At 65.0% G+C, this 14141-nt stretch carries 11 protein-coding genes; 6 read left to right on the top strand and 5 right to left on the bottom strand.

Annotation, left to right across the window (positions count from 1 at the left end):
- Positions 1 to 206: 206 nt before the first annotated feature.
- Positions 207 to 632 (bottom strand): cupin domain-containing protein, encoded by a 426-nt coding sequence (locus CG716_RS19705; protein WP_094482699.1) that lies wholly within the window; start codon positions 630 to 632, stop codon positions 207 to 209.
- Between the two features lie 185 nt (positions 633 to 817).
- Between CG716_RS19705 and CG716_RS19700 the strand changes: the two genes are divergently transcribed.
- Complete coding sequence (locus CG716_RS19700) at positions 818 to 1702, top strand: HNH endonuclease (protein ID WP_094482697.1); 885 nt, start codon at positions 818 to 820, stop codon at positions 1700 to 1702.
- Between the two features lie 140 nt (positions 1703 to 1842).
- Here the strand turns inward: CG716_RS19700 and CG716_RS19695 are convergent, their stop codons facing one another.
- Positions 1843 to 2256 carry a hypothetical protein gene (locus tag CG716_RS19695; protein WP_094482695.1) on the bottom strand — a complete coding sequence of 138 codons (414 nt, stop codon included), beginning with the start codon at positions 2254 to 2256 and terminating at the stop codon, positions 1843 to 1845.
- Positions 2257 to 2415: 159 nt separating this feature from the next.
- Here CG716_RS19695 and CG716_RS19690 point away from each other — a divergent pair, with 159 nt between their 5' ends.
- From CG716_RS19690 to CG716_RS19670, 4 genes are all read left to right on the top strand, one after another.
- Positions 2416 to 4053 carry a LuxR C-terminal-related transcriptional regulator gene (locus CG716_RS19690; protein WP_094482693.1) on the top strand — a complete coding sequence of 546 codons (1638 nt, stop codon included), beginning with the start codon at positions 2416 to 2418 and terminating at the stop codon, positions 4051 to 4053.
- Positions 4054 to 4119: 66 nt separating this feature from the next.
- Positions 4120 to 5553, top strand: coding sequence for an MFS transporter (locus CG716_RS19685; protein ID WP_094482691.1), 1434 nt, complete (start codon positions 4120 to 4122; stop codon positions 5551 to 5553).
- On the top strand, positions 5550 to 6995 hold the full coding sequence (locus tag CG716_RS19680) for an APC family permease (RefSeq protein WP_094482689.1): 1446 nt from the start codon (positions 5550 to 5552) through the stop codon (positions 6993 to 6995). The genes CG716_RS19685 and CG716_RS19680 overlap by 4 nt, the downstream gene beginning before the upstream one ends.
- 452 nt (positions 6996 to 7447) lie before the next feature.
- Positions 7448 to 7798 carry a heme-binding protein gene (locus CG716_RS19670; protein WP_094482685.1) on the top strand — a complete coding sequence of 117 codons (351 nt, stop codon included), beginning with the start codon at positions 7448 to 7450 and terminating at the stop codon, positions 7796 to 7798.
- Positions 7799 to 7896: 98 nt separating this feature from the next.
- On the opposite strand, the gene CG716_RS19665 is transcribed toward CG716_RS19670, so the two are convergent.
- Both CG716_RS19665 and CG716_RS19660 read right to left on the bottom strand, forming a co-directional pair.
- Positions 7897 to 9342: a hypothetical protein gene (locus CG716_RS19665; protein WP_094482683.1), complete on the bottom strand. Its 1446-nt coding sequence runs from the start codon at positions 9340 to 9342 to the stop codon at positions 7897 to 7899.
- 96 nt (positions 9343 to 9438) lie between these two features.
- Positions 9439 to 11610 carry a hypothetical protein gene (locus CG716_RS19660; protein ID WP_094482681.1) on the bottom strand — a complete coding sequence of 724 codons (2172 nt, stop codon included), beginning with the start codon at positions 11608 to 11610 and terminating at the stop codon, positions 9439 to 9441.
- Positions 11611 to 11759: 149 nt separating this feature from the next.
- Between CG716_RS19660 and CG716_RS19655 the strand changes: the two genes are divergently transcribed.
- On the top strand, positions 11760 to 12749 hold the full coding sequence (locus CG716_RS19655; RefSeq protein ID WP_094482679.1) for a GGDEF domain-containing protein: 990 nt from the start codon (positions 11760 to 11762) through the stop codon (positions 12747 to 12749).
- 7 nt (positions 12750 to 12756) lie between these two features.
- Here CG716_RS19655 and CG716_RS19650 read toward each other — a convergent pair whose 3' ends face one another.
- Complete coding sequence (locus CG716_RS19650) at positions 12757 to 13848, bottom strand: GGDEF domain-containing protein (protein ID WP_094482677.1); 1092 nt, start codon at positions 13846 to 13848, stop codon at positions 12757 to 12759.
- Between the last annotated feature and the right edge of the window lie 293 nt (positions 13849 to 14141).

Below are 14141 nucleotides of genomic sequence, written 5' to 3'. Positions count from 1 at the left end.
GAATGCACCATCATGGGCCATTCGGCGATCAGCGCGACGATGCTGGAGTAGTTCATAGCCGCTCTGACCGCTGTTCGGGCACTCTCGATTTTGTTGACCGCCAACCCGTCTCAGCCGCTGGTATCGCGATTCGAACCATCGATCTGCCGATGGCAAAGCGGGCCCGCTTCGGCCAACCGTTGCGCGGCCCCGGGTTGGAGTCCTGATCAGTTCGGTGGTGGGGTGCCGATGAGGACGGCGGACATGCGGTAGCCGTCCGGGCCGGCCTTCCACGCGTGGTCGACGCCGTTCATGAGGACCATGTCGCCGGCTTCGATTCGGTGGACGCCGTCTTCAAGGATGAGGTCGACACTGCCGCTGAGAACGGTCTCGAAGTCGATGGTGTCGGTGTGGTGCATCGGCGTTTCGGTGTTCGGCCCTTGCTCGACAACCATCCATCGGGCGTGGCCGGGCTCGAGGAACTGGTCGATGAGGTCGGCGTTGCCGTGCGGGCGTGCCGGCGGCGGGCTCTGGGTGGTGGCGTAGGGCAGGGCGATGGCGAATCCGGGTGCGACTGAATTGATTTCGACCTCGTCATTGCTGACGACGCAGGACTTGCCGTCGGCATCGACTCCGGTGATGAACAGTCGCATGGGGTTTGGCCTTTCGGTCGTGGCCACGTGAGCGTAGCGTTTGCAAAACAGAGGTGTGTCAATTTCAGGTGGTGCTGGGACTTGTCGATTGACCAAGGTCCACCGGTTTTTCCGCCCGGATGGCCGTCCGGATTGGGTCAGGTCGACGGAGCATATAAGACTGGCGCCCATGGCACACTCAGCGCATGAATAGCGAGGTCGAGCTCGAACTCCGCAGGATGCTATTTGAGCATCTTTCGGCGATAGCCGACGAACGTGGCGTCGTGACTCGCGCAGACCTGGAGTCAATCACCATCGGTGGGAGGGTATACAAAGCCGTCGATCGAAATAGCGGCATCTGGAATCCCGGCGCATTGGCTGCGACCCTCTCGGTAATTTCTGATCCGGCGAGTGACTACGACGACGGCGATATGGGTGATTCTCTGTTCTCTTACGCGTATGAAAAGACAAGCGAGAACGGTAGGAACGTCAAGATGCGCCGCGCACTTGACCTGCAGTTGCCCATTCTTCTGTTACGGAAAATCGAAAACTCTGTTTTCGTGCCGGTATTCCCCGTCTACGTTGTCTCCGACGACAGACCCAACCGCCGTTTCATTCTTGCGTTAGACGAGAGTCTTCGATTCGTCGCGGACCCACTTCACCTGAGGCCGGTAGAGCAAAGGTATGCAGAACGGGCGGTTAAGCTCCGGCTACACCAGCCCGAGTTCCGTGGCCGAATCCTAACTGCTTACCAAAAACGCTGCACCGTCTGCACTTTGAGGCACGGCAAGCTTCTGGATGCCGCTCACATCATTGGAGACACTAAGCCGCATGGTCTACCCATCATCGAAAACGGGCTGAGCCTCTGCAAGATTCATCATGCGGCCTATGACGCAAACCTCCTAGGAATTTCGCCCGACTATGTAGTCAGAATTAACTGCGATCTGATGGAGGAAGTCGACGGCCCTATGCTGCAGCACGGCCTCCAGGAGATGGATGGACGCGCATTGACGCTCCCGCCGCGCCGTGCCGACCGCCCGTCAAAAGACCGCCTGGCCGAGCGGTTCGACGAGTTCCGGGCGGCAGATTGACTGAGCTTGGCGTCAGTTCTCAAATCCTCGAGGTTGTGTGTCGTCAAGCCACCATGTGAAACGGCCGGGTCCGCGCAGATCAGTAGCCAATGCTTCTTCCAGTCGTCGTCGGCAGAACGTTCCTGCCGCCCACCAACCCCCTACGCAGGCACCAACGTAATCGGAACCTGCGACTGCCCCGGCCGGGTCATCTGGCACACGCCCTGCTGAATCTCCGTCACCTGACCCTGCAACGTCTGCGAATTCCACACGAAGACCATCGCGCCCTTGGTCTTCGACCGATCCGGGCACACCGGCACCTGACCTATGACTCTCATCATCCAGGTGTGCGCGCCTTGGTAGACCGCCTGCCCCGACATCAGCGGCGAGGTCACGTTGGCCAGACAGCCCGCCTCGATCGTGTTGCACAGGTTCGAAATGCTCCAGGTGTCGATCAGCGAGCTCGGGCCCTGCACGTTGAAGGTGCCGCTCATCAGATCGCTCGACGCTGACGCCACCGGAGCCGACGCCAACGCAAGCCCGCACACCACTGCACCGACAAGCCCAGCGCGCATGAACAACCCCTTATCAACAGTCGACGGTTGTCAACAGTATGCAGATAATTCACGAACCGGCAGCTTGAGCCCTCGCCGCTAGCCACGAAGGCCGTCGGCGACCCGCCGTATTCAGCCGGTTTATCGCCGTCACCTCGGCTACCGTTAACCCCGATCCCCATGGCTGCAGCCGACGACCTCCACACCGCCCGCGACGCGTACTCGCGAGGCGACTGGCGCACCGCCTACGACCACTTCACCGCAGCCCAGACCACCCAAGGGCTCGACACCGACGACCTGTCGTCCTACGGCATGGCCGCCTGGCGCCTGGGCTACGGCCGGCACTCGATGCAGCTCTCCGAGCAGGCCTTCAACCGCCTGATCGCCGCGAACGACACGCAAAAAGCTGCGATGAAAGCCGTCGAGGTCGCCCTGCAATGGTTCAACGGCGGCGACTTCAATATCACCCGCGTCTGGATCAATCGGGTCCGGCGGCTGCACGAGAAGCAACCCGATGACCAGATCCTGGCCTACCTGCTCTACGTCGACTCCCTCGTCGCCATCGACGAAGGCCGCAACGACGTCGCCGCCGACCTCGTCACACAGCTCCAAGAAGTCACCACCAGACTCAACGACCCCGGCTTCAACGCCCTCTGCGCGACGGCCAGCGGCGTCACCCTGCTCCCCTTCGCCCGCACTAGCGAAGCCTTCGCCCAACTCGACGAGGCCATGATGCCGGTGCTGGCCGACCAGGTCCCCGTCGACTGGGCCGGCGACATCTACTGCGCCGTCATCTACGAATGCCATCGCCTCGCCGACTACAGCCGCATGAAGACCTGGTTCGACGCCATGGAGGTGTGGAAGAAAGGCCCGCAGGTCTCCGCGTCCTGGTACGGCACCACCTGCGAGGTCCACAAGATGGACCTGCACAGCGCCACCAAGGACTACCACCAGATCGAGCAGCGTCTCGTCGACGCCATCGCCGCCGTCGGCGACTTCCCCGGGACCGCCGGCAAGGGCTACTACGAGCTCGGCGAGATCCGCCGCCGCAAGGGCGACATCGACGGCGCCCGCGCCGCCTTCGCCCAGGCCCGCGACCACAACAAAGACCCACAGCCCGGCGAGGCACTGCTGCGCTGCCACCTCGGTGAGGACGCCGCCGCCTGGACCGACCTGCGAATCCGGATGGACGCCGAGCAGGACGAGATCAACCGCACCCGCCTGCTGCCCGCCGCCGTCGAGATCGCCCTGGCCCGCAACAAGGTAGACGACGCCGACCAGCTCTGCACCGAATTGGAAACGGGCGCAGAGAAATTCGACTCGCCCGGCTTCCGGGCGTGGGCCGCCCACGCCCGTGGCGCGCTCCTGGTCAAGCAGGGCCGCGCAGCCGAAGCCCTGCCCGTACTGCAGGACGCACTAAAGCGCTACCGCAGCACCCAATGCCGCTACGAGATGGCCCAGGTCTACGAGTGGCTGTCCCTGGCCCGCGCGGGAACCGGCGACAAGGCCGGCGCCGCCACCGAAACCGCCAACGCCGCGTCCATCTACCAACAGCTCGGCGCCGTCCCCAACCAGGCGACCCCGATCACCGAAGCGCCCGGCGGCCTCACCAAACGCGAGCTCGAAGTGTTGGCCGGCATCGCCGCCGGCGGCTCCAACCGCGACGTGTCCAAGCAGCTGTTCATCAGCGAAAAAACCGTCGGCCGCCACCTGGCCAACATCTACGTCAAGCTCGGCGTCTCCTCGCGTACCGCCGCAGCGGCCTGGGCCCACGAAAACAAGGTCAAGCCCAGCGCGTCTACATCATTCGCACCATAAGCTGCCTGCACAAACGCACCGTTCTCCCGATGCCCGGGACCCCGTCCGAGCCATACGTTCGTGACTATGCTCGCCACCTCTCACCGCTGGCTCGCGCTGAGTGTGCTCAGCCTGGGCGTGCTGCTGATCGGCATCGACAGCACCGTCCTGGCGGTGGCGGCGCCGACCATCGCCCACGACCTCTCGGCGACCTCGACGCAGATGCTGTGGATCGGCGACATCTACTCGTTCGTGCTCGCCGGCCTGCTCATCACGATGGGAGCCCTCGGCGACCGCATCGGCCCCAAGAAATTATTACTCTGCTGCGCAACGCTTTTCGCTGTAGCGTCGGTAGCAGCCGCGTTCGCTCCGACGGCTGGTCTGTTGATTGTGGCGCGGGCGCTTCTCGGGGTCGCGGGCGCGAGCCTGGCGCCGTCGACCCTCGCATTGATCCGCGGCGTATTCCCCAACCCACGCGAACGTGCTGTGGCCGTGGGTATTTGGGCGTCGATATTCTCGGCGGGAACAGCACTGGGCCCGGTGGTCGGTGGCCTGTTGTTGGAGCACTTCTGGTGGGGCTCGGTGTTCCTGGTCAACGTGCCGGTGGTCGTCGTGCTGGTCGTCGGCGGCGCGGTGTTGCTGCCCGAACTGCACAACGCCGCGCCGGGGCCGCGGGACGTCATCGGGGTGGCGCTGTCACTCGTCGGCATCCTCGGCCTGGTCTACAGCGTCAAGCAGGCCACGGCGACGGGACTCCACGCCGACGTCCTCGTGGCCGGGCTGGTGGGCGCCGCGGCGCTGACGTTGTTTGTCCGGCGGGAACTGAGGGCACCCGTGCCGTTGATCGACCTCCGGCTGTTCGCCAATCGCCGGTTCTCCGGTGTGGTGGTGACCAATACGCTCACCGTGCTGGGCCCCTCGGCTGTGCTCTACTTCCTGTCCCAATACTTCCAATTGGTCCAGGGGTACCGCCCGCTGCACGCCGGGATCGCCGAACTGCCCGCCGCCGTGGCGGCCATGGTTTTCGGCGTGCTGGCCGGCGTCGCAGTCCGGTACAGGTCGCAGCGCGGCGTGCTCACCACGGCGCTGACCCTCCTTGGAACCGCGCTGGCGTCGCTGACGCTGCTCACCCCGTCCACCAGCTACCCGCAGATCGGGATCGCCCTGTTCATCATGGGTGCCGGTCTCGGCATGGCCTTCGCCGTCGCCAACGACGTCGTTATCGACACCGCTTCACCGCGGAAATCCGGTGCGGCAGCGGGGATTTCGGAGACCGCTTACGAGTTGGGCACCGCGCTGGGCATCGCCCTGCTGGGCAGTGTGATCGCCGCATACGCGGGGCCATCATTCGCCGCCGCACCGCACGCCTTCACCGACGGACTGGCCGTCGCTGCGGGAATCGGCTCGGCACTGCTGCTGGTGTCGGCGCTCGCGGTGTGGATACTCCTCAAGCCGCCGCCCCGCAGGCGATTCCTCCCCTATGGTTGCGTCAACGCCCAGGAAGGCTCGGTGCCCGCATGACCGCAGAATCCACCGACGAAGAACTACGGCATTCCGGCTATCAACCCGAGCTGAAACGAACCCTCGGCGGGTTTCAGGTGTTCGCGATCTCGTTCGCGTTCATCTCGGTCCTCGTCGCGATTTTCGCGACGTACGGCGCTGTGCTCAATTCCTCAGGGCCGGTGGGCATCTGGTTGTGGATCATCGCCGCAGTCGGCCAAACACTCGTCGCTCTGGTGGTCGCGCAGTTCGCCGCCCGGATCGCGCTCACCGGCTCGTCGTATCAGTGGGCCTCGCGGCTGGCGAACCCGAGAATCGGCTGGTTGTTCGGCTGGCTGACGTTCTGGTACCTGGCCACCGGGATCGTCGCGATGAACAACGCCCTGGCCAGCCAAGCCCTGATGCCCCTGCTCGGCATGGCCCCCGACGAGAATGTCGCTCGGCTGATCACGTTGGCGCTGATGCTCACTGAGGCTGTCCTCGTCATCGCGTCCACCCGGTTGCTCGGCATGGTCACGTCCACCACGGTGGGACTCGAGCTGGTGATCCTGGCGGGGCTGATCATCGGCTTGGGTGCGGTCATGGTGTTCTCTGGCACCGGCACCGTCGACAACCTCGCCTCACGCGGCGTTGCGGCCGACGCGTCGGACTATTTCGCGATCGGCGGACCGCTGACAGCCGCCATGATCATGGGCCTGACGACGCTGGTCGGCTTCGACTCCGCGGCGAATCTGGCCGAGGAGGCCAAGGATCCGTTCCGCACCGTCCCGCGCGCCATCGTCTCCTCTGTGGCGGCCTCGGCGACGCTGGGGCTGCTATTCATCGTCATCTTGACCTTGGCGATCAAAGACATTGCCCGAGTGACGGCCAGCGGTTCGCCGGTCGCCACTATCATCCGCGATCAGCTCGGACCGGTCACGGAGCGAGTTCTGTTGACCGGCATCGTGTTCGCGATGTTCGGCGCGGGGATGGTGATGACAGCCGCATGCTCGCGGCAAACGTTCGCCATGGCGCGCGACTCCCGCTTTCCCGCCCACACGCTGCTGCGCCGAGTCAGCCCGCGCACTCAAACACCCGTACCCGCCACCCTCCTGATCCTGGTGATCGGCGTCGTTCTGATGGTCGCCCTGCCCGGCGCCGCCCTGCTGCAGCTGATCGTCGCATCGACAATCCTGCCCGCCCTGCTCTACGGCGGCATCGTCGTGCTGTACCTCTGCGTGCGCAAACGCCTGGCGGCCAAGGAGGGCGCATTCAGCCTCGGACGCTTCGAACTCCCGGTGGCCTGCGTCGCCCTCATCTGGGTGGCCTTCTCGATCTTCGCCTTGGTATCCCCTAGTGAAGCAAGGATTCCGGGCCTGATCGTCCTGGGCCTGATCCTGATCGGTGGGCTCTACTTGGCCGCGATGATGGTGTTCAACCGCGAGGCGTTGGAGACCGAGCCGGGTGAGCCGGGGGCATTCTGACGCACGAATATGCGCCAGGCCGCCCCGGCAGGGGGTGTAAGCTGCACAAACACCAGGCCGGGGGCTTGCGCAGTACATCGATTGTGACGGCCTCCCACATAAATAGGGGCGGCGGCCATGCGAAAAGTACCGGGCTACCTAACGTTGGGACTCGTCTTCGCCATGGGACCAGCCGCCCTCCTGACGGCGACGCCCGCATCCGCGGACTGCGACAGTGCCGGCTATGCCACCGTGTGTGCGCAGGGCGAAGTGCGCGGCGGTGGACCGACCCCGCCGCAAGCCGGGCCGGCCTACCCGGGCTACTGCTCCAGTCCGTGGTACTGCGACGACGGCTGGAATCTCGATCTCTCCCTTCGCCCGAACAACCCCGGCCCGGGCCCCAGTCCCCGACCTCCCAGACCTGGCCGCAACTAGTCGCCCTGTCCATCTCCCATCGTGAAGGAGCCAGTCCCATGTTGGTCCGCAGCTTGATCGGCGCCGGCATCATCGCCGGCGCAACACTTCTCGGCACTGCGGCAACCGCCGCCGCCGATCCGCCCAACTGCACGGCAGGCGATCTCACCCAGGTGCTCTCGGGCGTCAACGCCGGTATGTCGGTGTACCTGTTCACCCATCCCGACGTGAACGCATTCTTCACCGGCCTCAAGGGCATGTCCCGGGACCAGATGCGCACCGCGGTATCCGACTATCTGCAGGCCAATCCCGACATCCGAGACCAAATCAAGGCCGTCCGGCAGCCCGCCGCCGACTTCCGTGCGCGCTGCGATGCGCCGATGCCCGACGATATGGGCCCGATGAGCTGAGCAGCGGCAGCAATTGTCGCTAAAAGGCGGGCACCGAGAATAGGTGCCCGCCTTTTAGTAACGCGTAAAGCTGTTGTGCCGCAAGGACCGCAGGATCGCTAGCTCTTCGCCCGCTTGCTTCCAGCAGTTCCGGTCGTGTTCCCGCTCCCGGCGGTCGTGCTCTTCGCGGCGGCTGCCGTGCTGCTCGCGGATCCGCTTGTCGCCGACGCCCCGCCGATGCGGAAGTTGTTGATCGCGATGCCGGTGCCCGTCTTGGTGACGGTTTGACCGGTCGTAAAGATGGTTCCCGCCAGGGAGAGGGGCCCCGGGCCCGCTTTCACCGTGTTGGTTCCGCCCAGAACGTTGAACCCTGCGGTGTAGGTGCCGCCCGCGGTCACGTGGTTGGCGCTGCTCAATGAATTGATCACGAGATTCCAGTTACTGCCGGAGCCACCGACGGTCAACACGTTGTGGCTGCCGATGAGGTTGAACACCAAATCCTGGTACCCGCCCAGCGAAACGAGCTGGTTGTCGTTACCGCCCAAGAGATTAGTGGCGTTGTTGTAAATGCCGGCCAAGATCGACACACTGTTGCCGGTGCCAAACCAGTTCTGCGCCAAGTTCCCGTAGCCGTTGCCTGTTGTCGTCACAGTGTTGTTGCTGCCGAATAGGTTTCGGACCACGTTCGAATAGCCGCCGTCGACCTCGACGTCATTGCCGTTGCCCAGAACGCTGGCGCCCCAGTTCAGATAGCCAACCTCCGTCAGGACCTTGTTGTTGCTACCGAGCAGGTTGCTCGCGGTGTTCGCCAGGCTGCCCTGGGTCTCGACGTGGTTGGTGTCGCCGAGGATATTGGTGGCCCAGTTCCAGATGCCGCCCTTTGCCGTGACAACGTTGTCGCTGCCAAAGATGTTGGTGGCCAAGTTGATTATCGACCCCGAAGCGGAGGAGCCGGACTCGACATCGTTGTTACGGCCGCCCCAGTTGGAGGCGATATCGAGGATGCCGTTCGCGACCACCTTCATGCTGTTCGGATTCCCGGCAGTGCCGGTGCCGAAGATATTGAGGGCGATGTTGCCGCCACCCCCGGTACCGCCGGCAACCACAGAGCTGCTGGTCGCGCCCGCTTTGGGTGTGGTGACGTTCAGCGCGATGTTGAACCCGGGGTTGCCGATCAGCCCCGAGCCTGCGGTGGTGGCCGAGCCGTTCGGGCCTAGCTGAGTGGCGATACCGAACAGCCCGTCGGCCGTCGCGGCCGATCCGTTGCCCACCGCGGTGGCGACGGTGAACGCATCACCGGTCTTGGCAGCGGAATTTGTCCCAACAGCGAAGGCCGCGCCGAACAACCCACTGGCGTTGGCGGTGGCTCCGTTGCCGATCGCGATGGCGACGCTCAACGGCGTGCTGGTGCAGTCGGCGCTGTTGCCGAGACCGAAGAACGACGCGCAACTCGCGTTCGCGGTGGGGGCCGAACCCAGTGCGGCGGCGGCGAATACACCACTGGCGGCGGCTCCGGCCGCCAGAACACCGGCGATGGCGCCACGAGACTTTGCGGGGATAATCATGATGCTGCTCCTATCAATAAAAGATCGTGTGCTGATCGTTTGCTATGCAGCGCCATCATTATGGCCGGATAGCGACGGTTTATGCCGATTTTGCGGTTATACGACCAAGAGATACGAACCGCCTGTCCGGCTCGCGGCGGCGGCCGCCGCACCCGGCAATCCGACTAGCTGCGCCGCCCCGGAAGCGAACCCGAAGAACAGGGCTGCCGCCACCCCGGCCAGTTGACCGATCGCGAAGCCCACCGGGTTGGCACCGAACAGCGCACCGAAGCCCTGGCCCACGGCCTGGCCGAGCGCGATCTGCAGAGCCGGGCTGTTGACGACGGACTGAATCACGGTGTCCACCAGGTCGCCGGTCGGCACTCCGTTGAGGATGTCGCCGGCAAGGCTGCTGATCAGGTTCTGGGCCGCCGGGTTGGCTACCAGCGCGTCCACCGCGGCTTTGGTCACCTGGCTGACCGCCGGGGCCAGCGCCGAGCCGCTCAGCGGCGTCGCGTCGATGAGCTTGGCGACGACACCCTGCGCCACGGTACTGACGACCTGCTGCACGGCAGGAGCCTTCAGCACTCCCTTCAGCGCGTCCGGAATGGTCGCATTGAACGCGGCCACCACATTCGGGTCGTTCACCAGCGCCTGCACCGCGGACTGCACCGCGTCAGTCGCGTCTCCCCCGGCCAGCAGCGCGGAGACAACCTCGTCGGTCGCCGTCGACAGCGCCGTCGCCACCCCGGCCTGACCGAGGAAGTTGATCACCACCGAGCCGACCGTCGCGGCCAGCTGGGCCGCCGACGCCGGATCGGAGAGGGTGTTCACCAACGTCGGCCCGTGGGTGGAGCCGAGGGCCTCGCCCAGAAACGCCAGAACGTCGGGATTGCCGGCGACATCGCTGACCAGTCCTGAGGCGGCCGCGGCCAATGCCGAGACCACGTCGGAGTTGGTGGCCAACGAATAGACCGCGCTACCGGCGGCAGGCCCCAGGGCGGCCCGGAACGACGAATCAGCAACCAGCCCTTGCCAAGCGACGTCCAGCGCGTCGACCCAGTTGGACCCGGCCAGCAGCTGGGTACCGAACGCGGTGGCGGCATCGGCCACCGCAGCGGCGACGCCCGGCGCAGTCAACAGATTCGTGACGGCCGCACCGGCCACCGTGCCCAAGCCCTGCATCGCCTTGGTGTTGCTGAGCAGACCCTCGACGGCGTTGCCCAGCGCATCGCCCAAGCCTTCGGCAACGGCGCCGCCGCCCAGCCCGTCGCTCACCCAGCCGGCGACGACATCTCCGAGCCACGTGGGGATCACCGCACTGCTGGTGAGGTCGACGACAGCGCTGGAGGTGGCCGAGGCCAACGCAGCCTGAACCGAGGGGGTGCTCAGGAAGGTCGCGAGCTCATCGGAAGAACCGGTCACGATCGACTTGAGGTAATCCGACAGTGGTTCAAGGTTATTGGTCGCCAGGCCTGCCGTGATCGCGGTGTACTGGGCCTCGGTGGGCCGCACGGCGTTGGCGAGCACGTCGAGCGCGCCTTGAACACCGGCATTGCTCAACGTGTTTCGGACGAAGTTGGCCGCGGCGTTGCCGACGACGGCGCTGACCGCTTCAGGCGCACCAAGGTAGGTGGTGACCGCTGTCGACACCTTGGTCGAAATGAATTGCAGGATAGTGCTATTCGTGGCCAGCTGCTGGACCTCAGCGCTGATTGCACCGTTGCTGATCAGGTCCTGGATTCCGTCGGCAACGATCGGAGCGAGCTCACCGGCAATGGAGTTCCAGCCGGGCAGATAGTGGTTGATGAAGCCCAGCACCGCGGTGTTGAGGGCAGGACTGGCCGTGGCCCCAGCCGCCGCGGGCGCTGTGCTGGCACCAGGCACCAAAGATGCTGCGCTGCTGGTGGTTCCACTGGCACCGGTGGTGATCAGCCGAGCCGAACCCGCGACGCCGGAGCGCTCGCGGCGGGTCACGGCCAGCACCGTCCAGGAGACCGCCTCGGTGGCGGGCGCGGACGGATCGCCCGTGGCCACCTTCGCCAGCGGCTTGCGGCTTGCCACCGTGAGCGTCCCGGTCGGCGTGGCTGCAGCAGGCTTCGCGATACGGCCACCCGTCGCATTCCGAGGGGCCGGCTTACCGGCAGACGACGTCGCCTTCCCCGAGTCTCCCCCGGCGGTGTCCGCGGAGGCCACCGCCGGCAGAGCGAGGATCAACCCGCCGACGCCCAGAGCGACCGCTAACGCCCCGACCCGACCCACATAGCGACCCTGCTGCCCCAGACCCATGACACCTACCCCGACGTTGACATCAAAGACAAATTTGCTAGGGGTATAGCACACCGCGCGGGTGACGCGAACGTATACGGACGTACTACCCCGCGAGAAATAGTTGATTGCCCGAGCTGTCGGGCGCGGATTCCACTAGCATCCTGCGCGTGGGGGCCGAACTTTCCATCGCAACATTGCAGACCATCATCCAGGTCCAGCAAGCGATCAACGATGCCTCCGATACCGCGGACGCGGTGATGAAGATCGTGGTGGAGCAGGCCTGCGAGGCGACGGGGGCACCGGGCGCGGTCATCGAGCTCGCCGAGTTCGGCGAGATGGTCTACACGGCGACGGCGGGTTCGCTCGTCGGCACCGAGGGGCTACGGCTGGCGATGTCGGGCAGTATGTCCGGCGAGTGTGTCCGGACGGGCACGCTGCTGATTTCCGAGGACACCGAGACCGATCCCCGGGTGGACCGGGAGGCCTGTCGTCGAGTCAACGCCCGATCGATGGTGGTGGTGCCGCTCGTTGAGGGAAACCGCACCCAAGGGGTACTGAAAGTCACGTCGGACCAACCGCACGCCTTCACCGACGATAATGTCCAACTCCTCGAACAGCTGGCCCAGTTCATCGCCAAGGCGCTGGCCCGCGCCAGTGTGATGGACGAGAAGGCCCACGCCGCGTCGGTCGACGCCCTGACCGGCCTGGCCAACCGGGCAGCCTTCCTGTCCGGACTGGAATCCATGATTTCCGGAGCCGCCGGCAACGGCGGCCAACCGGTTGCCGTCGTCCTCTACATCGACCTCGATGGATTCAAGCCGATCAACGACGTCTACGGACACGCGGTCGGCGACGAGGTGCTGCAAGCGATCGGCCATCGCATCGCCCATACCTGTCGATCCGATGACCTGGGCGCACGCATCGGCGGCGACGAGTTCGCCGTCCTGCTCGCAGCATCGACCCAACCGGACCCGTTCAGCCTGCGTGATCGCCTTGTCTCGGCGCTGCAGCAAGACATGGCAACCAGTGTCGGGCCGCTCACCGTCGGGGCGAGTTGCGGCACGGCTGTCGTCGGCGGCGCCGACCTCGCCGAAGCCGTCTTGGCCCGCGCCGACGCGGCGATGTACGCCGAGAAGCGGACCAGATCCGCCCGCTAGCCGAGGTTCACGGTCCGCTCGCGTCGAGCAATTCGTCGGCGATGTCTCGTAATTCGGCGACGTACCTACTGTTACCGGGGCCCGCAGCCTTCGCTTCGTACATCGCCAGATCAGCGTCATTCAAGATGGCGGCGGCGTTGCGAATATCGTGCTCGGCGACGGGGGCAATGCCAATGCTGGCGCTCATCTGAACGGTGACCGTGCCGATGCGCGTCGGCTCAGCCAACGCCGTATGCAGCCGTTCGCTGATGTGGTCGAGCGCATCGCACGAAGTGGGCCCGAACAGCAGCGCGACGAACTCGTCGCCGCCAAGGCGAGCGACCAGGTCGCCGGGTCGTATCGAATCCTGAAGTCGTTGAGCGGCTGCTCGCAGGACGATGTCGCCGGCCTCATGCCCCAATGAATCGTTGATGGCTTTGAACTTGTCGAGATCGATGAACAAAACGGCCGACAGCGCGTCTGGTCCGTCGCTCGCGAGCGAGTCGGCGACGCGGGCGAGCACGTATGCACGGTTGGGCAGACCTGTGAGGGCGTCGTGGGTGGCCTCATAGGCATAGCGCTCGGTTGCGGTGCGCTGCTTGGAGATTTCGCCGATCTGGCGCGCCTGAACGTAGGTCGCCAGGAACGCGGCACCACACAGGTAGGTGTACAGCGCCACCAGGAACCAGGCCGCCGGCCATCCGATTTCCGCGGAGATGGAGGTATCGGCCAGCAGCGTCCCCAGGAACGCAAGCACGCTCAGAGAAAGGACGACGGCGGCGCGCTGCCAGGTCAGTTCGAGAATCACCATCAGCGGCAGCAGTCCGACGAGCAACAGCGGAACGTAGCCGCCTGTGGTCAGCAGGTGGAAGCCCGACAACGCAACAATGTCGGTGATCACGATGGCCAGTCGCCATCGAGGTCCGGTGATCGATTTGCCAACCGGTGAGATAGCGATGACCGCTGCGGCCACGGCAGCCACCGCGTATGCCGCGATCCACATGCACTGCGCCAGCCAGTCGCCCGGCGCGGTGCCGACGATCATCGCGCCGACCATGATCAACACGACGCCTACCCGCAGGACCGCCTGGCGGGCGCGGGCGAGGGCGATCAGATCCATGGCAGGGCTCCCAAATATCTACGCACCCGTCAATAATTTCACACAACTGAGCGCCGCGGCGACACCGAAGTGGTGACACAGCAATCCGCACACCATTCCACTAAGCGATTGCTAGCTGGACAAAGCCCAAATCTGTGAATGCACTGCCAATTATTGTTCCCGCCTTTGCGGCGCCTGCAACCGGGCGTCCAATAGATCTACTCGGCGAGTAGCCGAGTTCGAACTCAGGGGTTCGGGGGGTTCAGCATGACAGCTGAGCATGGCGTGGGGGCATGCCTGTTTCTCGCCAACAA

It is taken from the genome of Mycolicibacterium sphagni, from assembly GCF_002250655.1.
Taxonomy (GTDB): Bacteria; Actinomycetota; Actinomycetes; order Mycobacteriales; family Mycobacteriaceae; genus Mycobacterium; species Mycobacterium sphagni.
The sequence above is the reverse complement of the archived record's forward strand: the minus strand, read 5'-3'. Positions and strand labels throughout refer to the sequence as shown.

What these genes read in the sequence shown, in the direction of transcription:
- CG716_RS19680 (WP_094482689.1), top strand. Translation starts at nt 5,550, where the DNA reads ATGACCGCAGAATCCACCGACGAAGAACTACGGCATTCCGGCTATCAA.
- CG716_RS19690 (WP_094482693.1), top strand. Translation starts at nt 2,416, where the DNA reads ATGGCTGCAGCCGACGACCTCCACACCGCCCGCGACGCGTACTCGCGA.
- CG716_RS19695 (WP_094482695.1), bottom strand. Translation starts at nt 2,256, where the DNA reads ATGCGCGCTGGGCTTGTCGGTGCAGTGGTGTGCGGGCTTGCGTTGGCG.
- CG716_RS19650 (WP_094482677.1), bottom strand. Translation starts at nt 13,848, where the DNA reads ATGGATCTGATCGCCCTCGCCCGCGCCCGCCAGGCGGTCCTGCGGGTA.
- CG716_RS19685 (WP_094482691.1), top strand. Translation starts at nt 4,120, where the DNA reads ATGCTCGCCACCTCTCACCGCTGGCTCGCGCTGAGTGTGCTCAGCCTG.
- CG716_RS19665 (WP_094482683.1), bottom strand. Translation starts at nt 9,342, where the DNA reads ATGATTATCCCCGCAAAGTCTCGTGGCGCCATCGCCGGTGTTCTGGCG.
- CG716_RS19670 (WP_094482685.1), top strand. Translation starts at nt 7,448, where the DNA reads ATGTTGGTCCGCAGCTTGATCGGCGCCGGCATCATCGCCGGCGCAACA.
- CG716_RS19660 (WP_094482681.1), bottom strand. Translation starts at nt 11,610, where the DNA reads ATGGGTCTGGGGCAGCAGGGTCGCTATGTGGGTCGGGTCGGGGCGTTA.
- CG716_RS19700 (WP_094482697.1), top strand. Translation starts at nt 818, where the DNA reads ATGAATAGCGAGGTCGAGCTCGAACTCCGCAGGATGCTATTTGAGCAT.
- CG716_RS19705 (WP_094482699.1), bottom strand. Translation starts at nt 632, where the DNA reads ATGCGACTGTTCATCACCGGAGTCGATGCCGACGGCAAGTCCTGCGTC.